Annotated in this window: 26 protein-coding genes; 11 read left to right on the forward strand and 15 right to left on the reverse strand. The window is 55.7% G+C overall.

Features of this window, described 5'->3' with window-relative positions; genetic code table 11:
• Positions 1-55 precede the first annotated feature (55 nt).
• Positions 56-616, reverse strand: a complete 561-nt coding sequence (locus tag JK621_RS03930; RefSeq protein WP_212558729.1) for a DUF3251 domain-containing protein — start codon at positions 614-616, stop codon at positions 56-58.
• Between JK621_RS03930 and JK621_RS03935 the strand changes: the two genes are divergently transcribed.
• From JK621_RS03935 to pgpA, 7 genes are all read left to right on the forward strand, one after another.
• Positions 615-830: a hypothetical protein gene (locus JK621_RS03935; protein ID WP_212558730.1), complete on the forward strand. Its 216-nt coding sequence runs from the start codon at positions 615-617 to the stop codon at positions 828-830. The two genes, JK621_RS03930 and JK621_RS03935, sit on opposite strands and share 2 nt — an antisense overlap.
• A complete protein-coding gene (gene nrdR / locus JK621_RS03940; RefSeq protein WP_004949256.1) occupies positions 802-1,251 on the forward strand; it encodes a transcriptional regulator NrdR in 450 nt (149 codons plus the stop codon). Before JK621_RS03935 ends, nrdR begins: the two co-directional genes overlap by 29 nt.
• A 10-nt stretch (positions 1,252-1,261) precedes the next feature.
• Entirely contained in the window at positions 1,262-2,371 is a 1,110-nt protein-coding gene (gene ribD / locus JK621_RS03945) for a bifunctional diaminohydroxyphosphoribosylaminopyrimidine deaminase/5-amino-6-(5-phosphoribosylamino)uracil reductase RibD (protein ID WP_212558731.1), read from the forward strand.
• Positions 2,372-2,614: 243 nt separating this feature from the next.
• A complete protein-coding gene (ribH, locus tag JK621_RS03950; protein WP_004949262.1) occupies positions 2,615-3,085 on the forward strand; it encodes a 6,7-dimethyl-8-ribityllumazine synthase in 471 nt (156 codons plus the stop codon).
• Between the two features lie 20 nt (positions 3,086-3,105).
• Positions 3,106-3,522, forward strand: coding sequence for a transcription antitermination factor NusB (gene nusB / locus JK621_RS03955; RefSeq protein ID WP_006319758.1), 417 nt, complete (start codon positions 3,106-3,108; stop codon positions 3,520-3,522).
• A gap of 176 nt (positions 3,523-3,698) precedes the next feature.
• Complete coding sequence (gene thiL, locus JK621_RS03960) at positions 3,699-4,682, forward strand: thiamine-phosphate kinase (RefSeq protein WP_212560117.1); 984 nt, start codon at positions 3,699-3,701, stop codon at positions 4,680-4,682.
• Complete coding sequence (gene pgpA / locus JK621_RS03965) at positions 4,624-5,178, forward strand: phosphatidylglycerophosphatase A (RefSeq protein ID WP_212558732.1); 555 nt, start codon at positions 4,624-4,626, stop codon at positions 5,176-5,178. Before thiL ends, pgpA begins: the two co-directional genes overlap by 59 nt.
• 46 nt (positions 5,179-5,224) lie before the next feature.
• Here the strand turns inward: pgpA and JK621_RS03970 are convergent, their stop codons facing one another.
• From JK621_RS03970 to xseB, 4 genes are all read right to left on the reverse strand, one after another.
• A complete protein-coding gene (locus JK621_RS03970; RefSeq protein ID WP_212558733.1) occupies positions 5,225-6,199 on the reverse strand; it encodes an aldo/keto reductase in 975 nt (324 codons plus the stop codon).
• 108 nt (positions 6,200-6,307) lie between these two features.
• Positions 6,308-8,173, reverse strand: coding sequence for a 1-deoxy-D-xylulose-5-phosphate synthase (gene dxs, locus JK621_RS03975; RefSeq protein WP_212558734.1), 1,866 nt, complete (start codon positions 8,171-8,173; stop codon positions 6,308-6,310).
• 32 nt (positions 8,174-8,205) lie between these two features.
• Positions 8,206-9,126: a (2E,6E)-farnesyl diphosphate synthase gene (gene ispA, locus JK621_RS03980; protein WP_212558735.1), complete on the reverse strand. Its 921-nt coding sequence runs from the start codon at positions 9,124-9,126 to the stop codon at positions 8,206-8,208.
• 5 nt (positions 9,127-9,131) lie between these two features.
• On the reverse strand, positions 9,132-9,395 hold the full coding sequence (xseB, locus tag JK621_RS03985; RefSeq protein WP_004949276.1) for an exodeoxyribonuclease VII small subunit: 264 nt from the start codon (positions 9,393-9,395) through the stop codon (positions 9,132-9,134).
• 232 nt (positions 9,396-9,627) lie between these two features.
• On the opposite strand from xseB, the gene thiI reads away from it, so the two are divergent.
• Positions 9,628-11,076, forward strand: coding sequence for a tRNA uracil 4-sulfurtransferase ThiI (gene thiI, locus JK621_RS03990; protein ID WP_212558736.1), 1,449 nt, complete (start codon positions 9,628-9,630; stop codon positions 11,074-11,076).
• A gap of 150 nt (positions 11,077-11,226) precedes the next feature.
• Here thiI and yajL read toward each other — a convergent pair whose 3' ends face one another.
• Both yajL and panE read right to left on the reverse strand, forming a co-directional pair.
• Positions 11,227-11,817, reverse strand: a complete 591-nt coding sequence (gene yajL, locus JK621_RS03995) for a protein deglycase YajL (protein ID WP_006323929.1) — start codon at positions 11,815-11,817, stop codon at positions 11,227-11,229.
• Positions 11,780-12,691, reverse strand: coding sequence for a 2-dehydropantoate 2-reductase (gene panE, locus JK621_RS04000; protein WP_212558737.1), 912 nt, complete (start codon positions 12,689-12,691; stop codon positions 11,780-11,782). Before panE ends, yajL begins: the two co-directional genes overlap by 38 nt.
• 183 nt (positions 12,692-12,874) lie before the next feature.
• On the opposite strand from panE, the gene JK621_RS04005 reads away from it, so the two are divergent.
• Positions 12,875-13,366, forward strand: coding sequence for a YajQ family cyclic di-GMP-binding protein (locus tag JK621_RS04005; protein ID WP_006319770.1), 492 nt, complete (start codon positions 12,875-12,877; stop codon positions 13,364-13,366).
• Between the two features lie 51 nt (positions 13,367-13,417).
• Here JK621_RS04005 and JK621_RS04010 read toward each other — a convergent pair whose 3' ends face one another.
• From JK621_RS04010 to JK621_RS04045, 8 genes are all read right to left on the reverse strand, one after another.
• Entirely contained in the window at positions 13,418-14,782 is a 1,365-nt protein-coding gene (locus JK621_RS04010) for an MFS transporter (protein WP_212558738.1), read from the reverse strand.
• Between the two features lie 322 nt (positions 14,783-15,104).
• Positions 15,105-15,995: a heme o synthase gene (gene cyoE / locus JK621_RS04015; protein WP_004949283.1), complete on the reverse strand. Its 891-nt coding sequence runs from the start codon at positions 15,993-15,995 to the stop codon at positions 15,105-15,107.
• Between the two features lie 18 nt (positions 15,996-16,013).
• Complete coding sequence (locus tag JK621_RS04020) at positions 16,014-16,352, reverse strand: cytochrome o ubiquinol oxidase subunit IV (protein ID WP_126480678.1); 339 nt, start codon at positions 16,350-16,352, stop codon at positions 16,014-16,016.
• Complete coding sequence (locus tag JK621_RS04025) at positions 16,349-16,966, reverse strand: cytochrome o ubiquinol oxidase subunit III (RefSeq protein ID WP_013811739.1); 618 nt, start codon at positions 16,964-16,966, stop codon at positions 16,349-16,351. The genes JK621_RS04020 and JK621_RS04025 overlap by 4 nt, the downstream gene beginning before the upstream one ends.
• Positions 16,956-18,947, reverse strand: a complete 1,992-nt coding sequence (gene cyoB / locus JK621_RS04030; protein ID WP_013811740.1) for a cytochrome o ubiquinol oxidase subunit I — start codon at positions 18,945-18,947, stop codon at positions 16,956-16,958. The genes JK621_RS04025 and cyoB overlap by 11 nt, the downstream gene beginning before the upstream one ends.
• 4 nt (positions 18,948-18,951) lie before the next feature.
• A complete protein-coding gene (gene cyoA, locus JK621_RS04035) occupies positions 18,952-19,899 on the reverse strand; it encodes a cytochrome o ubiquinol oxidase subunit II (RefSeq protein WP_006319783.1) in 948 nt (315 codons plus the stop codon).
• 442 nt (positions 19,900-20,341) lie between these two features.
• Positions 20,342-21,820 (reverse strand): muropeptide MFS transporter AmpG, encoded by a 1,479-nt coding sequence (gene ampG / locus JK621_RS04040; protein WP_212558739.1) that lies wholly within the window; start codon positions 21,818-21,820, stop codon positions 20,342-20,344.
• 53 nt (positions 21,821-21,873) lie between these two features.
• Positions 21,874-22,452 (reverse strand): lipoprotein, encoded by a 579-nt coding sequence (locus JK621_RS04045; RefSeq protein ID WP_006319785.1) that lies wholly within the window; start codon positions 22,450-22,452, stop codon positions 21,874-21,876.
• Positions 22,453-22,817: 365 nt separating this feature from the next.
• Between JK621_RS04045 and bolA the strand changes: the two genes are divergently transcribed.
• Both bolA and tig read left to right on the forward strand, forming a co-directional pair.
• Positions 22,818-23,132, forward strand: a complete 315-nt coding sequence (gene bolA, locus JK621_RS04050; protein WP_004949296.1) for a transcriptional regulator BolA — start codon at positions 22,818-22,820, stop codon at positions 23,130-23,132.
• A 366-nt stretch (positions 23,133-23,498) separates the two neighbouring features.
• Complete coding sequence (gene tig, locus JK621_RS04055) at positions 23,499-24,803, forward strand: trigger factor (protein ID WP_006319786.1); 1,305 nt, start codon at positions 23,499-23,501, stop codon at positions 24,801-24,803.
• Positions 24,804-25,048: the final 245 nt, after the last annotated feature.

The raw sequence follows: 25,048 nt of genomic DNA on the forward strand, positions 1-25,048 counted from the left end.
AAAAAGGAGTGCCGTTTGGCGCTCCTTTTTTTTGCCTGCGGAGAGGGATCGCGGATCAGTGCTGCTGAACCACCGCCGGTTGGGCGGTCGGAACGATGCTGTGCAACCGCACAAAGCCCAGTTGCTCCGGCGTCAGGCCGCTAAAGCGCAGTTCGAAATTCTGCTCCGGCTTCGGCAGCAGCGAGTCTGTACTGGCGATCGGTTGTGCCAGCGAGTCGGCGGTTAGCGGTTTACCGGTGGCGGCATCCAGTTGCCCCCATTCCACCACCGCTTTAAAGGCCGGCAGCGAAGCCTGCGAGAGCGTGCGTACGTGCAGCATTGCCTGGGTGCCGTTGGCTTCGGTTTTTACGTGGCTGAGCGATACGCTCAGTTCGCCGATGCTGCTTTGCAGGCGTGCGGCGTTATTGGCCGCAGGCAGCAGGTAGGCGCCGCTGGTGGAGTTCTGATTCAACTGGTTCTGCTGTTCCAGCGCCGTGGCCTGGTTGGTCAGGGTGCTTAGTTTCTGATTCAGTTCCACCACCTGATGGCGGAGCTTCGGCACCTCGCGAGTTTGTGCGCAGCCCGCCAGCAGAACCAGCGCGCTGAGCAGGAAAACTTTCGGATAAGGGGTTGTCATGGCGGCGATTTCCTATTCAATATCTCCTGTTATCAGCTTAGCCCGCCCGGCGGGGAAAGTCATGCGCGCCGCCGTTTTAGCGCCATCCGGTATCGCGGTTCGCAACAAATGGTCGGCGGCCTTTGTTGTGACCGCACTTCGGGTTAAACTGCTCTTAACTATGAAAACGTTTATCAGGACGTGTTATGCATTGCCCTTTCTGCGCCGCCGTTGATACCAAAGTCATTGATTCCCGCCTGGTGGGTGATGGTTCGCAGGTGCGCCGTCGCCGTCAGTGTTTGGTTTGTAATGAACGTTTCACCACCTTTGAAGTGGCTGAGCTGGTGATGCCACGGGTAATAAAAAGCGACGAAGTGCGTGAGCCGTTCAACGAAGACAAACTGCGTCGCGGCATGTTGAAAGCGTTGGAAAAACGTCCGGTCAGCTCCGACGACGTGGAAAATGCGATTAACCACATCAAATCCCAGCTGCGCGCGACCGGTGAACGCGAAGTGCCGACCAAACTGGTCGGTAACCTGGTGATGGACGCGCTGAAAAAGCTGGATAAAGTGGCCTATATTCGTTTCGCCTCGGTTTACCGGAGCTTTGAAGATATTCGCGAATTCGGCGAAGAAATCGCCCGTCTGCAAGACTGAGGGACAGTGCATGCATAACGACGAATTTTATATGGCGCGGGCCTTTGAGCTGGCGCGGCTCGGGCGCTTTACCACAGCGCCCAATCCCAACGTCGGCTGCGTTATTGTGCGCGACGGCGAAATCGTCGGCGAGGGTTATCATCTGCGCGCAGGCGAACCTCATGCTGAAGTGCATGCGTTGCGCATGGCGGGCGAGCGGGCGCGTGGCGCCACCGCTTATGTCACGCTGGAGCCCTGCAGCCACCACGGGCGTACCCCTCCCTGCGCAGATGCGCTGGTCGCCGCCGGCGTTGCCCGCGTGGTTGCGGCGATGCAGGATCCCAACCCAGAAGTTGCCGGTCGTGGCCTGTACAAGCTGCAACAGGCGGGTATAGACGTGCGCCACGGCCTGATGCTGGCTGAAGCCGAGGCGGTGAATCCGGGTTTTCTCAAACGGATGCGCACCGGTTTTCCTTATGTGCAACTGAAGCTGGGTGCCTCGCTCGATGGCCGCACGGCAATGGCTTCCGGCGAGAGCCAGTGGATCACCTCACCGCAGGCGCGGCAGGACGTGCAGCGTCTGCGGGCGCAAAGCGCCGCCATCCTGAGCACCAGCGCCACCGTGCTGGCCGACGATCCGTCGCTGACGGTGCGTTGGGATGAGCTGGATGCCGCCACTCAGAGTCTCTATCCGCGTGAAAATCTGCGCCAACCGTTGCGCATTATCCTCGACAGCCGGAACCGCGTAACGCCTCAGCACCGGGTGGTGCAGCAGCCGGGGGCGACCTGGCTGGCTCGGTTGCAACCGGACGATCAGCGTTGGCCGCAGGATGTCGAACAATTGACGTTTCCGGCGCACGGCGGCGGGATCGATCTGGTCGTGATGATGATGCAACTGGCGAAACGCCAGGTGAATTCCATCTGGGTAGAAGCCGGCGCTGCACTCTCCGGCGCGTTGCTGCAGGCAGGGCTGGTTGATGAGCTCATTTTGTACATCGCGCCAAAACTGATGGGTGATAATGGGCGCGGCCTGTGCCAGTTGCCGGGCCTTGAGCGCCTGGCCGATGCGCCGGAGTTCGTCTTCAGCGAAGTGCGGCAGATCGGCCCCGACCTGCGCTTGCGGCTGAAGCCGAAATACTGAATGTAAAGTCTGTTTGCCGCTCCGCCTGGCGTTTTACGAAACCGCCGCGCAGGCAGAGGTACCCTAAATAATTGAAGTGGCATCCCGGCGGCCAGGGCGCTTATCCCGATGAACTTGCTCGGGTAAGTGATTCGGGTAAGGCCGCGCAGCCAACACAGATGCAGCTTCAAGTATGACGGGTATAAAGAATATGATAGAATCCGCCCCCCTGCGGGGTATCGAACCCATTTTTAAGGAAAGCCCATGAAAGTTATCGAAGGTGTTGTTGCTACTCCAAATGCCCGTGTGGCGATCGCAATTGCACGTTTTAACAATTTCATCAACGACAGCCTGCTGCAAGGTGCCATCGACGCACTGAAACGCATTGGTCAGGTTGCTGACGACAACATCACCGTTGTCTGGGTCCCGGGCGCTTACGAGCTGCCGCTGACGGCTCGCGTGCTGGCCAACACCGGCAAATACGATGCGATTATCGCGTTGGGCACCGTTATCCGTGGGGGCACCGCGCACTTCGAATATGTAGCGGGCGAAGCCAGCTCCGGCATCGGCAATGTTTCGCTGAACGCCGAAATCCCGGTTGCCTTTGGCGTGCTGACCACCGAAAGCATTGAACAGGCTATCGAGCGTGCCGGCACCAAAGCGGGCAACAAGGGTGCTGAAGCGGCTCTGACCGCACTTGAAATGATTAATGTTATCAAAGCTATTAAAGCCTGAATTTAGTTAAGGGGAATTCCGTGAAACCTGCTGCTCGTCGCCGCGCTCGTGAGTGCGCTGTTCAAGCGCTTTACTCTTGGCAGTTGTCTAAAAATGACATTGCCGATGTTGAACACCAGTTCCTGACGGAGCAAGATGTCAAAGATGTGGACATCGCCTATTTTCGGGAGCTGCTGTCCGGCGTGGCGGTGAATGCGGGTCTGCTGGATGGCCTGATGGCGCCTTTCCTGTCGCGTCAGCTCGAAGAGCTGGGCCAGGTAGAAAGAGCCGTCCTGCGCATTGCGCTGTTTGAGCTGAAAATGCGTGAGGATGTGCCTTACAAAGTGGCTATCAACGAAGCGATCGAACTGGCGAAAACCTTCGGCGCTGAAGACAGCCACAAGTTTGTGAATGGCGTGCTGGATAAAGCAGCACCAAGCATCCGCAAGAAAAAATAAAAAATTAAGGCCGGCATCTCCGGCCTTAATTTTATCTATACACAAAATAATTGGGGTTGCATCAAGGCGGCAAAAGCGTGAGTTCCCCGGAGCTTACTTAAGTAAGTGGCTGGGATGGGCGCTTGCAGCCAACACGGATGCAGCTTCAAGTATGAAGAGTATATTGGAATATGACCATGGCATGCGGCGAATTTGACCTCATTGCCCGCTATTTTGACCGGTTTAAGAGTCTGCGCCGGGACGTACAGTTGGGCATTGGAGATGACTGCGCACTCCTGACAGTGGCAGAAAAACAGCTTTTGGCCGTCAGTACCGACACCCTGGTTTCGGGCGTTCACTTCCTGCCGGATATCGATCCGGCCGATCTCGGCTACAAAGCGCTGGCAGTCAACCTGAGCGATCTGGCGGCAATGGGCGCCGATCCGGCCTGGCTTTCACTGGCGTTGACCTTGCCTGACGTGAATGAGCCCTGGCTGAAGGCGTTCAGCGACAGCCTGTTCGAACAGCTTAATTATTACGGTATGCAATTGATTGGCGGCGACACCACGCGCGGCCCGTTGAGCATGACGTTAACCATTCATGGCTTGATCCCGGCCGGCCGGGCGTTGACCCGCAGCGGTGCGCGCATCGGCGATTGGATATACGTTACCGGTACGTTGGGCGACAGCGCCGCCGGCCTGGCGATTTTGCAAGATCGCCTGCAGGTAGCGGATACCGACGCACGCGATTACCTGATTGGCCGCCATCTGCGGCCGCAGCCGCGGGTGTTGCAGGGGCAGGCGCTGCGTGATTTAGCCAGCTCGGCGATTGATATTTCCGATGGGTTGATCTCCGATCTGAAGCACGTGCTGAAAGCCTCCGAGTGCGGGGCGCGCATCGATCTGGATGAGCTGCCGCTGTCGCAGGTATTGAGCAGCCACGCGGACACCGAACAGGCGCTACGCTGGGCGCTGACCGGCGGTGAAGATTACGAACTGTGCTTTACGGTGCCGGAAATCAACCGCGGCGCGCTGGAAGTGGCGCTGAGCCACCTGGGTGCGGATTACACCTGTATTGGCCAGATTGGCCCGCTTTCCGAAGGCATTAAATTCTACCGCAACGATGAAGCGGTGGAACTGCCCTGGAAGGGCTTCGATCATTTCAGCGCGGAGCAGGCGTAACATGGATGAAGCTAAACGCCGTCTGCGGATGAGCAATCCGTGGCACCTGCTGGCTACCGGTTTCGGCAGTGGTCTGTCACCGGTGATCCCGGGCACCATGGGGTCACTGGCGGCTATACCCTTCTGGCTGTTGCTGATCCAACTGCCGTGGCAGCTCTATTCGCTGCTGGTGATGTTCAGCATCTGTATCGGCGTCTATTTGTGCCACCAGACGGCCAAGGACATGCGGGTACACGATCACGGCAGCATCGTCTGGGACGAGTTTGTCGGCATGTGGATCACGCTGATGGCGCTGCCGGTCAACGACTGGCAGTGGGTGGCCGCAGGCTTTGTGATTTTCCGCGTTCTCGACATGTGGAAACCCTGGCCGATCCGCTGGTTCGATCGCAACGTGCATGGCGGCATGGGTATCATGGTCGACGATATCGTCGCCGGGGTGCTGTCCGCCGGCATCATCTACCTGATTGGGCACCACTGGCCGCTTGGGCTGTTTTGATCACAGGGGCGCAGTTCAACCCGGCTGCGCCCTTGAACCCTCCGCGTTATTCAAACCCCGTTACGTGATGCGGCACATAGGCCGTTTCCAGCTCGGCAATCTCTTCCGGCGTTAATGCCAGATCGACGGCGGCCACGGCGTCCTCCAGATGTTCATGACGCGACGCGCCGATAATAGGCGCGCTGACCACCGGTTTGCTCAACAGCCAGGCCAGCGCAATCTGTGCTCGCGATACACCGCGTTCTTGAGCAAGGGTGGCGACGCGTTCGGCGATAATGCCATCGATACCTTCGGTTTCGTCATACAGATTTTTGCCGACCTGATCGGACACCAGCCGTGCGGTGGTTTCACCCCATGGGCGAGTCAGACGGCCGCGTGCCAACGGGCTCCACGGCAGCACCGCGATGCCTTCGGCGGCGCACAGCGGATGCATTTCGCGCTCTTCCTCACGTTGAATCAGGTTGTACTGGTCCTGCATGCTGACAAACCGCGTCCAGCCATGCAGATCGGCGGTGTACAGCGCTTTGGCGAACTGCCAGGCATACATCGACGAGGCACCTATATAGCGCGCTTTACCGGCCCTGACCACGTCATGCAGTGCTTCCAGCGTTTCTTCAATGGGCGTTTCATAATCCCAACGGTGGATTTGCAGCAGATCGACATAGTCGGTGCCCAATCGTTTCAGGCTGTCGTCGATAGACTGCATGATTTTGGCGCGCGACAACCCGCGCTCCAGATTACTCAGGGGGAAATAGACTTTGGTGGCGAGCACCACGTCATCACGGCGGGCATAATCCCGCAGCGCCCGGCCGACGATCTCCTCGCTGCTGCCGTCTGAGTAGCTGTTGGCGGTGTCAAAGAAATTGATGCCGGCGTCCAGTGCCTGTTTCAGCAGCGGCCGGCTGCTTTCTTCCGGCAATGTCCAGGCGTGGTTGCCGCGGGTGGGTTCACCGTAGGTCATACAACCCAGGCAGATGCGCGAGACGTTCAGATCGGTGTTGCCCAGTTTCAGATACTTCATGTTTGCCTCCGGGTGTCAGCACAGATCTATAACTGTAGTGGATGATCGGGATGACTGAAACGAAAACGCCCCCGCAAAGCGGAGGCGTCGGTCAATCAGGCGCGGGGATTATTGCGCCTGCCAGGCTTCAATTTGTCGCCGTATGCCGGCGGCGTCCAGGCCCAAATCGACGCGGACCTCTTCCTGGCTGCCCTGTGACACAAATCTGTCCGGCAGGCCGATATTCAGTACCGGCACTGCGCGGCGTTTGGCCATCAGCAGCTCGTTCACGCCGCTGCCTGCGCCGCCCATAATGGCGTTCTCTTCCAGCGTGACCAGAACCTCGTGGCCGGCAGCCAGTTCCAGCACCAGCTGTTCGTCCAGCGGTTTCACGAAACGCATATCCACCAGCGTGGCATTGAGGGCTTCAGCTACTTGAGCCGCTTCCGGCAGCAGGGTACCGAAGTTCAGAATCGCGACCTTTTCACCTTCCCGGCGCACCACGCCTTTGCCGATCGGCAACGCGGCAAGCGGTTCCAGCGGCGCACCGGTGCCGTTACCGCGCGGATAGCGGACGGCGCTTGGGCCTTCATTATAGTGATAACCGGTGTACAGCATCTGACGGCACTCGTTTTCGTCACTCGGCGTCATGATCACCATGGTCGGGATACAGCGCATGAACGACAGATCGAACGCCCCCTGGTGAGTCTGGCCGTCGGCGCCGACGATGCCGCCGCGATCGATGGCAAACATCACCGGCAGTTTCTGGATTGCCACGTCGTGGATCAGCTGATCGTAAGCACGCTGCAGGAAGGTGGAGTAAATCGCCACCACCGGCTTGTAGCCGCCAATCGCCAGGCCGGCGGCAAAGGTGACCGCATGCTGTTCGGCAATGGCGACGTCAAAGTATTGCTGCGGATAGTCACGGGAGAACTGCACCATCCCGGAGCCTTCGCGCATCGCCGGGGTAATGGCCATCAGCGAGCTGTCTTTGGCGGCGGTTTCACACAGCCAGTCGCCGAAGATTTTTGAATAGGACGGTTGGCCGCCGGCACTTTTCGGCAAGGTGCCGCTGGCCGGATCGAATTTCGGCACCGCGTGGAAGCTGATCGGATCTTTTTCCGCCGGCGCGTAGCCCCGGCCCTTTTTGGTCATGATGTGCAGCAACTGCGGGCCTTTCAGATCACGCATGTTTTTCAGCGTGGCGACCAGGCCCTGGACATCGTGGCCGTCAACCGGGCCGATGTAGTTGAAGCCCAGCTCTTCGAACAGCGTGCCCGGGACCACCATGCCTTTCAGGTGTTCTTCGGTGCGTTTGACCAGCTCTTTGATAGGCGGCAGGCCGGACAGCACTTTTTTGCTGCCTTCGCGCAGGGTGGAATAGAGTTTGCCGGAAAGCAACTGCGCCAAATGATTGTTCAGGGCGCCGACGTTTTCGGAGATCGACATTTCGTTATCGTTCAATACCACCAGCATATCCGGGTTGATGTCCCCAGCGTGGTTCATGGCTTCAAACGCCATGCCGGCGGTGATCGCGCCATCGCCAATCACGCAGACCGTGCGGCGATTTTTTCCTTCGCGCTCCGCCGCAACCGCCATGCCGAGGCCGGCGCTGATCGAGGTAGACGAGTGGCCAACCGACAGCACGTCATATTCACTCTCAGCGCGCCAGGGAAAAGGGTGCAGGCCATCTTTTTGGCGGATGGTGGAAATCTTGTCGCGACGGCCGGTCAGAATTTTATGCGGGTAGGCCTGGTGACCAACATCCCATACCAGATGATCGAACGGTGTGTGGTAAACATAGTGCAATGCCACCGTCAGTTCGACGGTACCCAGTCCGGACGCAAAGTGGCCGCTGGAGCGGCTGACGCTGTCCAGCAGGTATTGCCGCAGTTCGTCACACAGCTTCGGCAGGCTCTCTTTTGGCAGCGAGCGGAGTTCATCGGGATTTTCCACTAGCGCCAAGGTCGGGTATTTGGCTATATCAAGACTCATTCGATACTCATATCAGAGGTTAACGTCACACGTTAATTGTCGCGTTCAATAATGAAGCTGGCTAACGCTCGCAATGGCGCTGTGTTATAAGATTGTGCTGCCAAAGTGTCTAATGCAGCTAAAGCTTCCTGATAGAGATCCCACGCTTTTGCTTTCGCGCTGTCAAGCCCGAGCAAAGCCGGATAGGTGCTCTTTTCGTGTTGTTGGTCCGCTCCCTGGCGTTTACCGATTTTCTCGGTTTCGCCGACAACGTCCAAAATGTCATCCTGCACCTGAAACGCCAGGCCGATCGCCGCAGCGTAACGGTCAAGCTGCGGTAGCGCTGCACGGCCAGATTCACCGGCGGCCAGAGCCCCAAGGCGAACCGCCGCGCGGATTAACGCACCGGTTTTGTGGCGGTGGATCTGTTCCAGCGCAGGCAAATCGATTTGCCGCCCTTCAGCTTCGAGATCCAACGACTGGCCGCCGCACATGCCGGCAACGCCGCTGGCGGCCGCCAGTTCGGACACCATCGCCAGCCGATCGCGCAGCGCCACATCGGGCATGTCGGCATCGGCCAGAATGGAAAATGCCAGCGTCTGCAGCGCATCACCCGCCAGGATCGCGCTGGCTTCGCCAAATTTGATATGGCAGGTCGGCTGGCCGCGACGCAGGTCATCATCGTCCATTGCCGGTAGATCGTCATGGATCAACGAATAAGCATGAATGCATTCTACCGCAGCGGCCGGCACATCCAAATTATTCAGTGAAACGCCAAACATCTGCCCGGTGGTATACACCAGGAATGGGCGCAGACGTTTACCGCCCAGCAGCGCGCCATGGCGCATTGCAGCCACCATGTTGCCGTCGTTGAACGGCAGCGGTGCGATAAAATCCAGCAGCGCGCGGTCGGCTCGTTGGCGAAAAGCCTGTAACTGCTCAGAAAAAGCGACCTGTTGGACGATCTCAGACATGACTATTACTCTGCATCCGGGGTGAAAGGCGCCAGCGCGGCGTCATCGGCGCTGTCGTTAAGTAAAATTTGCACGCGCTGCTCGGCCTGTTGCAGTTTCTGTTGGCCCTGGCGCGCCAGCTGTACGCCGCGTTCGAATTCATTCAGCGCATCCTCCAACGGTAACTCACCCGATTCCAGACGCGTCACGATGTTTTCCAGTTCGCTGAGGGAACTTTCAAAGCTGATGCTTTGCTCTGTACTGTCTGATTGTGCAGGTTTTTTCGGCATAATTTTCTTTTTACATCATCATGTGAGCAGTGGCGCCAGAGCCTATCCTAGCGGATCTTGATTAGCAAATCATGGCGCGCATGTGTGGTTTTGTGCACCGAGCCTCACCAGATAGTGATATACTCCGCGCCGCAAATGCGATTGATAAAACATTCGGCAGTACCGTTGGTTTTATCAATCGCATATACATTGTAAATCCTTTTCCCTCGTAATTCTGACAATAAAGACCGCCATGAAGTTTATCATTAAATTGTTCCCGGAAATCACCATCAAGAGTCAATCTGTGCGTTTGCGCTTCATCAAGATTCTCTCGACCAATATCCGCAACGTCCTGAAGCAGTATGATGAAACGCTGGCGGTTGTCCGTCATTGGGATCATATCGAAGTTCGCGCCAAAGATGAAAACCAGCGGCCGGTGATTGCCGACGCGCTGACGCGCATTCCTGGCATCCACCATATTCTGGAAGTGGAAGACCGCGCCTATACCGATATCCACCACATTTTCGAGCAGACGCTGGAAGCTTACCGCGAGCAGTTGGAAGGGAAAACCTTCTGTGTGCGCGTCAAGCGCCGCGGCAAGCAGGACTTCAACTCGCAGGACGTGGAACGTTACGTTGGCGGCGGTTTGAACCAGCACATCGAAAGTGCGCGCGTCAAGCTGTCGCACCCGCAGGTGACGGTCAATCTGGAGATCGAAGACGACAAGCTGATGCTGGTAAAAGCGCGCCGCGAAGGCATCGGCGGTTACCCGGTTGGCACCCAGGAAGACGTGCTGTCGCTGATTTCCGGCGGTTTTGACTCTGGCGTTTCCAGCTATATGCTGATGCGTCGCGGTTGCCGCGTACATTACTGCTTCTTCAATCTGGGTGGTGCGGCGCATGAAATCGGCGTCAAGCAGGTGGCGTATTATCTGTGGAATCGTTTTGCCAGCTCGCACAAGGTGCGCTTTGTCGCCATCGATTTCGAACCTGTGGTCGGCGAGATCCTGGAAAAGGTCGACGATGGCCAGATGGGCGTGGTGCTCAAACGCATGATGGTGCGCGCCGCCTCGCAAGTTGCGGAACGTTATGGTGTACAGGCGCTGGTGACCGGCGAGGCGCTGGGCCAGGTATCCAGCCAGACGCTGACTAACCTGCGTTTGATCGACAATGCGTCTGATACGCTGATCCTGCGCCCGCTGATTTCGCACGACAAAGAGCACATCATCAAAGTGGCGCGCGAGATTGGCACCGAAGACTTTGCCAAGACCATGCCGGAATACTGCGGCGTTATCTCGAAAAGCCCGACGGTAAAAGCGATCAAGGCGAAAATTGAAGAAGAGGAAAGTCACTTCGATTTTTCCATTCTCGATCGCGTGGTGAGCGAAGCGAAGAATGTCGATATCCGTACCATCGCCGAACAGGCGCAGGAACAGGTTGCTGAAGTAGAAACCGTGGCGGCCTTTGGCGCTGACGACGTGATCCTGGATATCCGTTCTAACGACGAGCAGGAAGAGAAGCCGCTGAAGCTGGAACAGGTTGAGGTGAAACCGCTGCCGTTCTACAAACTCAGCACGCAGTTTGGCTCCCTGGATCAGAGCAAAACCTACCTGCTGTATTGCGAGCGCGGCGTGATGAGCCGCCTGCAGGCGTTGTACCTGCTGGAGCAGGGGTTCAACAACGTCAAAGTCTATCGCCCATAATCCACTTCATACTTGAAGCTGCAACGGTGTTGGCTGCGTACACTCACCCCGGTCACTTACTCAAGTAAGCTCCCGGGGATTCCCGTACTGGCCGCCTTGTCGCAACTCCAATTATTTTGCGGATTTTAGACTTTATTTCAGAACGGGGATTCAATCGCGGAAATCGTACATTCCCGGTATCAAGACTAACTGAGCGGCAATCTCTGCCGCTTTGGCTTTACCCAACAACAAATCAATCAGCTTCAGCGCAAACTCCATCGATGTTCCCGGCCCCTGGCTGGTGAGCAGGTTGACGCGCGCGTCGTATACCACGCGCCGCTCCATCCATTTGTCTGCCGGGATCTGATCTTTCAATCCGGGGAAACCGGTCATATTGCCGATGGGGAACAGATCGTGGTGTTGCAATACCAGGGCCGGCGCCGCGCAGATGGCGGCGACGATGTTGCCCTGCAGATGCATCTGACGCACTTTTTCTACCAATAGCGGGCTGTCGCGAAAACACTCGGCCCCCTTCAGGCCGCCGGGCAGCACTATGGCGTCGAAGGGATCGTCCACAATCGACACCAGCGGCGCATCCGCCAGCAGTTTTACGCCGCGTGAACAGACGATAGTCAGGTCACCGTCACCGGCCACGCTGGCGGTAGTGACTTTCACGCCCGCTCGCACCAGAAGATCTATGGTGGTGACGGCTTCGGTTTCTTCGCTACCAGGTGCCAGGCAGACCAGCGCCGATACGCTCATATTCATTTTCCTTTCGCTTAATCAGTTCAAACAACCGCGCGTTCTCCGGCAGAATCATGCCGTGGCTGCGCGCGCGGCGCAGCAGGTAGCCGGTAATATAGTCGATCTCGGTATGCCGCTGGGAGCGGACATCCTGCAGCATCGAAGAGATGTTATCCGCCGTGCTTTGAATCACCTCCATCACGTACTGCCACAGCCCTTCGCATGAGGTGTGGTAGCCTTCCATTTCCATCACGCTGGAGACTTCGCGGCACAGGGCTTCGATTTGCTCCGGGTAACGCTGGAGATCGCCGTTACGGCAGTTATACAGCGCCGTCAGCGGGTTAATCACGCAGTTGACTGCCAGCTTGCGCCAGTTTGCTGAAGCAATGTTGTCGTGCCAGGCGACATCGGGCAGCGCCTGATGCAACACTTCCGCCAGATGGCTAAGGTGTATCGCCGCCGGTGATGTCGGGCCGATATGCGTGGTGCCGCCGGCAACATGGATAATGGTGCTGCCTTCGCGTCGTGCCGCGTGGGTTGTGGTGCCCTGCAATATAGGCTGGCTGTTTACCGGCAGTTCATCCTGGGTGCCCATGCCGTTATGCAGCAGCAGTATGGCGCAACGCGGGTTCAACCTGGGCAGCAGCGCGCTGACGGCGCCGGAAACCTGCCAGGCTTTCAGCGTGACCAGCAGCAGCTCACTCTGCGCCAGATGTTCGGGATCGTTGGTGGGCAAATTACGGTTGAACGAGACGCCCTCAGGCTCAATCACGTTCACTGCGCAGAAGGGTTGCGGCACCCGCAGCCATCCTTGTACGTCGTGGCCCTGCTGATAAAGCCTGGAGAGCCACAGTTGTCCGAGCGCGCCGCAACCAAGAATAGTTATTTTCATCCAGTCTCCTTGGGGTAACGGGAATACCGCTCAATTACTGTCGCATAATTATAGACTTTTCTGCTATCCGGCGAGGTATCCTGCCGGTAGGTTCAGCAGATTTTGCCTGAGGCGCTAAAGCGGTTATCATGCTCGGCATCGAAATCGCCTATCGCATTAGGCTCTAATTCAGGAGGAAGAAGTATGCCATCTTTCGACATTGTTTCCGAAATTGATATGCAGGAAGTGCGTAACGCCGTTGAGAACGCCACGCGCGATCTCGGCACCCGTTGGGATTTCCGCAACGTGCCGGCCAGTTTTGAGCTGAACGAAAAAGATGAAAGCATCAAAGTCGCCAGCGAATCTGATTTCCAGGTGCAGCAACTGCTCGATATTCTGCGTGAGAAACTGAGCAAGCGCAGTATCGATGGCGGCGCGCTGGAGATCCCGGAGGAAATGACCCACAGCGGCAAAACCTACAGCGTGGAAGCCAAGCTGAAGCAGGGTATTGAAACCACCCAGGCGAAGAAAATCGTCAAGCTGATCAAAGACAGCAAGCTGAAGGTGCAGGCACAAATTCAGGGTGATGAAGTTCGCGTTACCGGCAAGTCACGCGACGATCTGCAAGGGGTGATGGCGCTGGTGCGCGGCGCCGATCTGGGGCAACCGTTCCAGTTCAAGAACTTCCGCGATTAAGGTTTTTGCGCAGGCGAAGATCTTGAAGGGCCAGCTTGCTGGCCCTTTTCTTTACAGTGAATTCACCAGCGCTTCCAGTTGGCCGCGGTTGGTCTGTTTGGTATCGACCTTCACGTAGGCGCTGCGCTCTTCGGGCACTACAATCGCTTCCGCTACGCCAGGCTGGGCCTTCAGACGGTTTTCCAGCGCAGAATCCTTCACCGCCAGTTCCGACAACGTAATGCGCAGGCTGCTGACGTACGGTGGTTCTTGCATGGTGCTGCTGACCAGGAACCACACTGCGGCGATAACCGCGCCGGCGATAAACACCAACCCGGCGCCATGCAGACCGTACAACAAGCCACCCAAACTGCCGCCAATCGCCACGCCGATAAACTGGCTGGTGGAGTAAACCCCCATGGCGGTACCTTTGTAACCGGCCGGGGATTCTTTACTGATCAACGAAGGCAGAATCGCTTCCATCACGTTAAAGGCCATAAAGAACAACTGCACGCCGGCAATGATGCCCCACAGGTGGGCGCCGGATAGCCACAACAGCACTTCGGCGCAGAACAGCACCGCCACGCAGCCCATAAACACCTGCTTCATGCGGCGTTTCATTTCGGCATAAATGATAAAGGGCACCACGGCGGCGAACGACACCAGCATGGTGACCAAATAGACGATCCAATGCCGGCTTGCCGCCAGGCCGGCTTTTTCCATCGCCAGCGGCAGCGCCACGAAGCTGGACATCAGCAGGATATGCAGACACATGATGCCGAAATTCAGCTTGAGCAGACGGGAGTTGCTCAGCACCTTGCTGAAGCTGCCGCGCACGATGCTCGATTCTCGGTTCAGCACGTGGTTGTCGGCGGAAGGCACGACGGCGAGAGTAATCACGATACCGGCCAAGGCCAGCACGGCAATCATCCAAAATAACGCATGCAGGCCGAAAGCGTGGGTGACGATCGGGCCGACCACCATGGCAATGGCAAAGGTGATGCCGAAGCTGACGCCGATAAACGCCATCGCTTTGGTGCGGTTCTGCTCGCGGGTCAGGTCCGACAGCAATGCCATTACCGCCGCAGCGATAGCGCCGGAGCCCTGCAATGCCCGGCCGAGGATCACGCCCCAAATGGAGTCGGTGACTGCGGCGATAACGCTGCCCAGCGCAAAGATCAATAGCCCGCCGACGATCAGCGGCTTGCGGCCGATGCGGTCGGAAATCAGGCCGAAGGGGATCTGAAACACCGCCTGCGCCAGGCCGTAAATGCCGATGGCGATACCGATCAGCGTTTCGCTGGCGCCGTTTAACGCCATACCGTAGGTGGTCAGAACCGGCAGCACCATAAACATGCCAAGCATGCGCAGTGAAAATACCGTCCCTAATCCCCAGGTCGCCCGTCGTTCCTGCGGGGTCATTGCATTGTCGTTCATTAAAACCTCATTAAAAGCCATTCCAGCAGGTTATCGGCGATAACGCCTGGTGGGATAGCTTCTGAAAAACTGCGTCATTTTAGTGTGAAGGGCAGGGGGGGTAAATCGAATGTTGTTTAGCAGATATTACAGCTCTGCCTTCATGCTTGAGGCTACAGCGGTGTTGGCTGCGAGTACTTATCTCGGTCACTTGGTTGGCCAAGCTCCCAGGGATCCGCACTCTTGCCGCCTTGCTGCAGCTCCAATCATTTCGGGAGGAAACGGATTTCTGAACCGACAAATAAAATGGGCCGCTAAGCGGCCCATTTACAGACGATTTGGCTTACCAGACGTAAGTCATCAGCGTTTCTGGCGATGCCGTGGCGCTGAAGTCGATAGACATCATCACGCTCAGCGAAGTGATGGCAACAATAGAGAACACAAACAGCTTGCGTGCCCAGATGCTGTCATTTTCGGTTTTGTAACCACGCAGCGCCATACCCAGCCACCATACGCTTACCGCCGCAGCGACAATCAGGTATTTGTAGCCGGCGTAGCCGCTCAGGGTCAGCATCAGCGTAGCAATCATAAACGCCAGAATGTAGACCGTGATGTGGTTCTTGGCCACGGAAATGCCTTTGACCACCGGCAGCACCGGAATGTTGGCCGCCTGGTAATCTTTAAAGCGGAAGATGGCAATCGCATAGGAATGCGGCATCTGCCACAGGCTAAAGATAGCCAGCAGGATCAACGCACCGGCATCAAACTCGTTGGTCACCGCGCAGTAACCGATAACCGGTGGCGCAGCGCCCGACAGGCTGCCGATCAGCGTGCCGTATACCGAGTGGCGTTTCATGTACAGGCTGTAAACGCCGACATAAACCACGAAGCCCATCACCGCCAGCCACATGGCCAGCGGGTTGGCACCGATATACAGCAACACAAAGCCCGCAATACCCAAAACGGTAGCATAAACCAGGGTCACACTCGGCGCGATCAGGCCTTTCACCAGCACCCGGTTCTTCGTTCTCTCCATTTTCTTGTCGATGTCGCGGTCAATGTAGTTGTTAAACACACAGCCCGAAGCGACAACCAACGAGACACCCACCAGGGTGGCGAGAAACAGGGGATAGTCGATGCTTCCTTTGGAAGCGAGCAGGAATCCCCCTACGACAGAAATTAAATTGCCGAAAATAATTCCTGGTTTAGTTACTTGCAGGTATTGCTTAATCATCACGTGCAGCTCGGCTCTTTAACTGACCATCATATTGATGTTGAGGTTGTACATAATCCAGAGTGAACCCACAACAACGATACCGATGATCATAGCGGTGAACAGCAATGCCACCAGGTTCCAGCGCTCTTCCGATGAGGTATTCATGTGCAGGAAGTAAATCAGGTGAACAACTACCTGAATGACCGCCATGCCGACTACAACCGCCAGGATGGTTGAGTGAGAGGCTGTACCGCTCATCACCATCGCAAATGGAATCACCGTCAGGATGATCGACAGGATAAAGCCGATCAGATATGACTTAACGCTACCGTGGCTTGCGCCGCCGTGAGAAGTTTCATGGGATGAATGGCTCATGACATAACCCCCAGCAGGTAAACAACGGTAAATACGCAGATCCAGACCACGTCGAGGAAGTGCCAGAACAGGCTCAGACACATCAGACGGGTTTTGTTGGTTGAAGTCAGGCCGCGCTTGCTCACCTGAATCATCATGATGACGATCCAGACCAGACCGGTAGACACGTGCAGACCGTGAGTCGCAACCAGTGCGAAGAAGCCGGACAGGAACGCGCTGCGATCCGGACCGAAGCCTTCGGCGATCAGGTGATGGAATTCATAGATTTCCATCGCGACGAAGCCCAGACCGAACAGGAAGGTCAGGAACAGCCAGGTATTAACGCTGCCAACCTTGCCTTTGTTCATGCCGATCATCGCCATACCGTAGGTGATGGAGCTGAACAACAGCAGGAAGGTTTCAACCAGGACAAACTTCAGATCGAAGATGTCTTTGCCAGAGGGACCGCCGGCGGTCCCGTTCACCAGTACTGCATAAGTCGCGAACAAGCTCGCAAACAAAATACAGTCGCTCATCAGGTAGATCCAGAATCCGAAGACTTTGGTCTCTCCTGCGTCATGGTGCCCATGCTCTGCATGGGCTGCGTTATGGTTAGTCAGAGTATCAGTTGACATGTTTCACGCCTGCTTTGCTGATTTGTTCATAGTGTTGGTTCTCAATGCGCTCGATTTCATCAACCTGCACATAGTAATCAACATCTTCATCGAAGCTCTTGGCAATCCAGGTCACGATCATACCTACGAAGGCAGCGATCGCCATCCACCAGATGTCCCAGATCATCGCGAAACCAAATACCAGGCTGAAGCCAGCAATAATCACACCGGCGCCGGTATTTTTCGGCATATGAATCGGCTCGTACTTAGCCGGTTTCTTATAAGCTTCGCCTTTTTCTTTCATGTCCCAGAATTCATCACGGTCATGAATCTGCGGTACTACGGCAAAGTTATAGAACGGCGGTGGAGACGAAGTAGACCACTCCAGCGTACGAGCGCCCCATGGGTCACCGGTCAGATCGCGGTTCTGCTCGCGGTCACGCACGCTGACGAAGATCTGAATCAGTTGGCACAGAATACCGCAGGCAATCAGAGCTGCACCGCTAGCCGCTACCAGCAGCAGTGGGTGGAACTCAGGGTTGATGTTCTGGCTGATACGACGAGTCATACCCATAAAGCCCAGAGCATACAGCGGCATAAAGGCAACGAAGAAACCGATGATCCAGAACCAGAACGCACGGATGCCCCATTTCTCGTTCAGCGTGAAGCCGAAGGATTTAGGGAACCAGTAAGTCAGGCCTGCGAAGCAACCGAACACCACACCACCGATGATAACGTTATGGAAGTGAGCGATCAGGAACAGGCTGTTGTGCAGCACGAAGTTCGCGCCCGGAACTGCCAGCAATACGCCGGTCATCCCACCCACAGAGAAGGTGATGATGAAGCCGATGGTCCACAGCATCGCCGAGTTGAGCTGAATGCGGCCCTGGTACATGGTGAACAGCCAGTTGAAGATTTTCACCCCGGTAGGGATGGAAATGATCATGGTGGCGATACCGAAGAAGGCGTTAACGTTCGCGCCGGACCCCATGGTAAAGAAGTGGTGCAGCCATACGATGAACGACAGAACGGTAATCGCGATGGTAGCCCATACCAGTGAGGTATAGCCGAACAGGCGTTTTCTGGAGAAGGTCGCGGTCACTTCGGAGAACACACCGAACACCGGCAGAACCAGAATATACACCTCTGGGTGACCCCAGGCCCAAATCAGGTTGATGTACATCATCATGTTGCCGCCCATATCATTGGTAAAGAAATGGGTGCCCAGATAGCGATCCAGGGTCAGCAACGCGATGGTGACGGTCAGAATTGGGAAAGAAACGATGATCAGGACGTTAGTACACAGCGCCGCCCAGGTGAATACCGGCATCTTCATCAGAGGCATGCCAGGGGCACGCATCTTCATGATGGTGGCGAAGAAGTTCACACCGGTCAACAGGGTACCCAGACCGGAAATCTGCAGACTCCAGATCCAGTAATCGACCCCTACGCCAGGACTGTATTCCTTGCCCGACAGCGGCGGATAAGCCAGCCAACCGGTCTGCGCGAACTCACCAACCCCCAGAGAGATGTTGATCAGCACTACGCCCACCACGAAGAACCAGAAGCTCAGGGAGTTCAGGAACGGGAAGGCAACGTCACGCGCGCCGATTTGCAGCGGAACCACGACGTTCATCAGGCCTACCACGAAAGGCATCGCCATGAAGAAGATCATGATTACGCCGTGAGCGGTAAAGATTTGGTCGTAGTGGTGCGGTGGCAGGAATCCGGCTTCGCCGGCGGACGCAAGCGCCTGCTGGCTACGCATCATGATGGCATCGGCGAAACCACGCAGCAGCATAACCATTGCCACGATGATGTACATGATACCAATTTTTTTATGATCGACCGACGTCAGCCAATCGCTCCACAACCATTTCCATTTGCCGAAATAGGTTATCAGCGCCAGCAGAGCCAGGCCCCCGATAACAATCGCAGCAACGGTGATCATGATGATCGGTTCGTGGTACGGAACCGCATCAAGTGTTAATTTTCCCAACATCAGATTATTCCTCGGCTCCGGCGTGAGCATGCTCACTCATGTCCATACCCTGGCTCATGTCCATACCTTCATGCGCGGTTGCGCCTTTGTGCATGTTCATGTCGCCCATGAATTTGCCAATAGTTTCTTTGAACAAATTCGGTTTGACACTGGAGAAGTACTCGACCGGGTTGTTTTCACTCGGCTCTGCCAGTTTGTTAAAGTCGCTGGTGGCGTTAAGGTTATTAGACGATTCTTTCACCTTGGCAACCCACTGATCGAAGTCGCCTTCGGTTGGGGTGACAATAGCGGTGAATTTCATGCCGGAGAACCCGCGACCGCTGAAGCTACTGGAAATACCGTCGTATTTGCCCGCTTCATTGCCGATCAGGTGCAGTTTGGTCTGCATCCCGGCCATCGCATAAATCTGCCCACCTAACTGAGGAATAAAGAACGAGTTCATTACCGAGTTAGAGGTGATCTTGAATTCGACTGGAACATCTTTCGGGAAAGCCAGCTCATTAACCGTCGCGATGCCTTGTTCCGGGTAGATAAACAGCCATTTCCAGTCGAGCGACACCACTTCGATCGTCATCGGCTTCTTGTCAGTGACAATCGGCTTGAACGGATCAAGTTCGTGGGTAGTCTTCCAGGTAATGGTACCAAGGATGGCGATGATAATGATAGGAATGGTCCAGACGACCGCTTCGATCTTGTTGGAATGTGACCAGTTCGGACTGTATTTGGCGTCTTTGTTGGAAGCACGGTACTTCCAGGCAAAGGCGAACGCCATAAAGATAACCGGTATCACCACGATCAACATCAGCGCGATTGCAGTGATAATCAGTGTCCGTTGCTCAACACCAATTGCTCCTTTGGGGTTCATCAATACCATATTGCAACCACTGAGCATTACAGTGGATGCAATTAATGACAACATCCCAATACTTTTATTGTATTTCTTAAGTCTCATCTAACGACCTCAATTACAAAGGCTCTATTGTCGTTTCATGTGTGCGGGCATTTTACGGGAAGGTTGCAGTACTGTAAACATGCTTAAGGGAGTGTCAGCGCCTTGTTGACACTTTCTGTTAAGGGGGTCACAGATGTAACCTTGCGTGACAATTTACCAATGGCAACAACGCGTTGGCGCGCTGAATCGTGCCGGGTAGACTCTATGTTAAGGAAAACTAACGGTATGCTGATTTTGGCAGATTACCTTGCCGTATTTTAAATACGAAGGAAAGGTTTATATAATGTAAAATAATTGTGTATTTAAAGTGAAAGTAATTTTATTTCCGCGTGTCTTGCTCGGATAAAAAAATAATTTTAACGGCAATTATGTTTTTTTTAGAAAAATAAACTCGTCGCATTGATGCTTTTTTGCCGACCGGTGCTATGACCGGCCGGCGATATCAGGCCAGTCGGGTGCGACGCAGCGCAAGGTAGTCAAGCAGGCTGCCCATCGCGATACCCACCAGGCTCAGTGCGGCGCCTGCCTGCAGCATGAGAACGGCCAGGTTCGGCAAGGCACTCCAGCCGAGCGCGTTGGTAATCAGCACAATCAGCCAGGCCGCCAACAATGAGCAGCCGAGGGTCAGCAGACGCAGCGCCCAGCGGTAAGCTTGGCTGAACTCGGTGCGCGGCATGAAATTGTCTGTGCGCTGAGTATATTCCAGCGTTTGACGGCACACACGCAACAGCAGCAGGCCTGGCAGAGCGGCGGCTATCGAGAATAAATAGAACAGCGGCCAGCCGTGGGCTTCAACGAACCAACCGGCGATCGGGCCAACGTAGACGCGGCCAACGGCGGACAGCGCCGACAGCAGGGCGAACTGGGTGGCGGAAAACGACTTGTTGCACAACGTCATCAGCAACGCGACGAAAGCCGCAGTGCCCATACCGCCGCACAGATTTTCCAGAAAAATGGCGCTGCCCATGGTCATGATATTCTTGTCGGTGACCGCCAGGATCCAGTAACCGAGATTGGAAACCGCCTGGAGGATGCCGAACAGCATCAGGGCGCGGAACAGGCTAAGGCGCTGCATCAGCACGCCGCCAAACAGCGCACCGACAATGGTGGCGAACAGGCCGAGAGTCTTGTTTACCAACCCGACTTCTCCGGCGTCGAAGCCCACGCCGCGGATCAGGAACGTGGTGCTCAGGCTGCCGGCAAAGGCGTCGCCCATCTTGTACATGACGATCAGCAATAAAATCAGCCAGGCATTGTTACGCGCAAAGAAATCGCGCAGCGGGGCGACGACCGCCTGCTCCATGGAGCGCGGCGCCGGAATGCCATCGTCCGGCTCTGGCGCCAGCAGGGTAGCGACGACGCCAATCAGCATCAGCCCTGCCATCAGCCAGTAGGTTGATTGCCAACCGAAGTAACGATCCGCCAGCCACAGCGCCAATCCGCCGGAAACCAGCATCGCCAGTCGGTAGCCGAGAACGGAAATTGCCGCCCCTGTACCGCGATCTTCGGCGCTCAGCAGGTCGGTTTTATACGCATCAAAAACAATATCCTGCGAGGCAGAACAGAAGGCGACCAGTACCGCCAATGCCGCCAGCCACCACAGATGCTCCGCCGGCTGCATAAAGCCCATGGCCACAATCGACACGACCAGCAGCAACTGACTGATCAATAGCCAGCCACGACGCCGCCCCAGGAATGGCGGGGTGTAGCGGTCCATAAACGGAGACCACAGAAATTTGAATACATAGGCTTGACCGACCAGTGAAAAAATACCGATGGTTTTCAGATCGATGTTTTCGACGGTCATCCAGGCTTGCAGCGTGCCGGAGGTCAGTGCCAGCGGCAAACCTGAGGCAAAGCCCAGCAGCAGGAGAATGGCGGAGTTACGCTGGGTGAAAATATTCAGATACTGTTTCGACATGAGTTCCCTGTCTGTGCCGCCCGATTGCTCAGGCGGCACAAAGTATTCGCGGATTAACGCGCGTTCTGCTTGATAAAGTCGTTGACGCTGGTGTCTTGCGCCATATCGGCAATAACGTCGCCCAATACGGTGTTAACCGCGTTGGTGATTTTCTCGTTGGTCGCAGTGAATGCGCCTTGCACGTTATAGGTGGAGCGGTAGTTTTTCACCTGCTTGTTACCGTTCTTCGCCTGAGCGGTGATCGAAATATCGGCCTTGGTGGTGATGTTATAACGCAGGTTGCCTTCGGAGACGTCCGCATACAGGTTGTTCACCACGATTTGCAGATCAACCGCGCCATCGGCGCCGATCATGTAACCGCGCGCGCCCATTTGTTTCTCCAGCACTTCTTGCAGCAGGAAGCGAAGGTCGCGTGATGGGGTAAGCGTAACCAGCTGGCCGTCGCGATTCACTTTCGCCAACGCCTGATCCTGGCGCTGATCTGCGCCGTTAATGCTGATAGTTACGCCCTGCAGGGTCGGATCCTGCTGCGGCAGTACGATCTTTGGCGTTACGTTCAGGGTGTTGCTGCTGGTAGCACAGCCGGCCAGCATCAGAGCGGCCAACAGTGGAAGGCAAAGTTTTTTTAACATAGTTACTGTCTCATTCTCGATGGATTTTAAGCCGACTCAAACTGCTGATGATAGAGAGGCCAGTTTGAGTAAACTTTCTGTAATAATCAGAGCGGGATAGCCAACAACGAATTGTCGACATCATAGCATCGCCGCCGGCCGGGGGAAGCGCAGAACGCACCGGAGTGACAAATTTTTACCTGCCGTTGATAAAAACATGCTTTTTTGACCGTCTCAATCAGATAAAGCTCAAGCGATAGCGGATGTTGGCCATTTTTTGCGCGTGGGGAAGAGAAATTTACGTGATGGATAGTCTAAAAGGGGCGAAACCGGCTAATATTGAAATAGATGTGTACGGCCCTCTGCCGGCGTAGTAAGGAGATCCTATGATTCGCGAGCAAATAGAAGCAAAGTTAAGGGCGGCATTTGAGCCCGCGTATCTGGAAGTCGTTGATGAAAGCTATCGTCATAACGTTCCGGCGGGTTCAGAAAGCCATTTCAAGGTGGTGTTGGTCAGCGATCGCTTTGTCGGAGAACGTTTCCTGACGCGTCACCGCTCGATTTACGGCGTGTTGTCGGATGAGTTGGCCGATGGCGTACACGCCCTGGCGTTGCATACTTATACCCTGAAAGAGTGGGAAGGGCTGCAGGATACCGTGCCTGCTTCCCCACCCTGTCGCGGGGCCGGTACCTTGGCCTGACGGCTAAATTTGCGGTATCAGTGGAACTTTGACCACGATTTAGGGTATTACTACTGACGAATTTTGGAACGGCCTGCGGGCCGTTTCTGTTTTTGACGACGACATAGCCGATGCGCAATGCAGCTAAGGCCAGGTCGGCTTCGGCGGTCTTTTGGCGATCAAATCGGCAAAAGTGTGAGTTTTAGCGCGCCGCTGCCGCCTTGCTTTCCTCGACTCGCTCCGCTTGCGCCGCTATAATGTCGCGTCTTATTTTTCCGGAATGGTTTCGGGACGCTTCAGTCATCAGGGAATTCGGTTCTGTAATGTAGCCGTCCTGGTTCTTGGAACGGAGTTGACCGAGCACTGTGATTTTTTTGAGGTAACAAGATGCAAGTTTCTGTAGAAACCACTCAAGGCCTTGGGCGCCGTCTCTCTATTACTGTACCCGCTGATACTATTAATCAGGCTGTTAAAAAAGAGCTGATCAACGCAGCGAAAAGCGTTCGTATCGATGGCTTCCGTAAAGGCAAAGTGCCGATGAACATCGTTGAGCAGCGTTACGGCGCCTCCGTTCGTCAGGACGTGCTGGGCGACGCGATGCAGCGCAGCTTTGTTGACGCGATCATCAAAGAAAAGATCAACCCGGCCGGCGCACCAAACTACGTGCCGGGCGAGTATAAAGAAGGTGAAGACTTCACTTTCGCGGTTGAATTCGAAGTGTATCCGGAAGTTGAGCTGAAAGGCCTGGATGCCATCGAAGTCGAGAAGCCAGTGGTTGAAGTTAACGACGCTGACGTTGATACCATGCTGGACACCCTGCGTAAGCAGCAGGCGACCTGGAAAGACAGCGATCGCGCAGCGCAGGCTGAAGACCGTGTGACTCTGGACTTTACCGGTTCTATCGACGGCGAAGTGTTCGAAGGCGGCAAAGCCTCTGACTTCGTACTGGCCATGGGCCAGGGCCGCATGATCCCAGGCTTCGAAGAAGGTCTGGTTGGTCATAAAGCCGGTGAAGAATTCGTCATCGACGTTAACTTCCCGGACGATTACCACGCTGAAAACCTGAAGGGCAAAGCGGCTAAATTCGCTATCGTTCTGAAGAAAGTGGAAGAGCGTGAGCTGCCAGAGCTGACCGAAGAATTCATCAAGCGTTTCGGCGTGGCTGATGGTTCTATCGAAGGCCTGCGTGCCGAAGTGCGTAAAAACATGGAGCGCGAGCTGAAAGGCGCAGTGCGTAACCGTATCAAGACTCAGGCAATCGACGGTCTGGTCAGCGCTAACGACATCGACGTGCCTGCTGCACTGATCGACGGCGAAGTTGACGTTCTGCGCCGCCAGGCTGCACAACGTTTCGGCGGCAACGAGAAGCAAGCGCTGGAACTGCCACGTGAACTGTTCGAAGAGCAGGCAAAACGTCGCGTTGTTGTTGGCCTGCTGCTGGGCGAAGTGATCAGCACTCACGATCTGAAAGCTGATGAAGATCGCGTCAAGACCCTGATCGAAGAAATGGCCTCCGCTTACGAAGATCCAAGTGAAGTTGTTGAGTTCTACAGCAAAAACAAAGAGCTGATGAACAATATGCGCAACGTTGCTCTGGAAGAACAAGCGGTTGAAGCCCTGCTGGCGAAAGCGAAAGTGACTGAGAAAGCCACTACCTTCAGCGAGCTGATGAACCAGACTCAACAGGCGTAATGTCTGGACGCAGAGGCGCAACCCGTTGCGCCGTCAGGGTCGGCATGCCGGCCCTTGCGTAATAAAAAGCCCGTAACCTTCGGTTGCGGGCTTTTCTTTTTGCCACGTTGCTGATTAATCTCAGGTTAAGCGCGCCAATATGCACTATATTTACCCTGTTGCGCGTGGGGCAGTCTGGCATGATGGCCATCACTGTCGTTTTGGCGCACAGGCCGGCCGGTAAAAATATTGCGCCGGGCTTGAAA

Origin of the sequence: Serratia plymuthica (assembly GCF_018336935.1) — a bacterium.
In the GTDB taxonomy this organism is placed as follows: Bacteria; Pseudomonadota; Gammaproteobacteria; order Enterobacterales; family Enterobacteriaceae; genus Serratia; species Serratia plymuthica_B.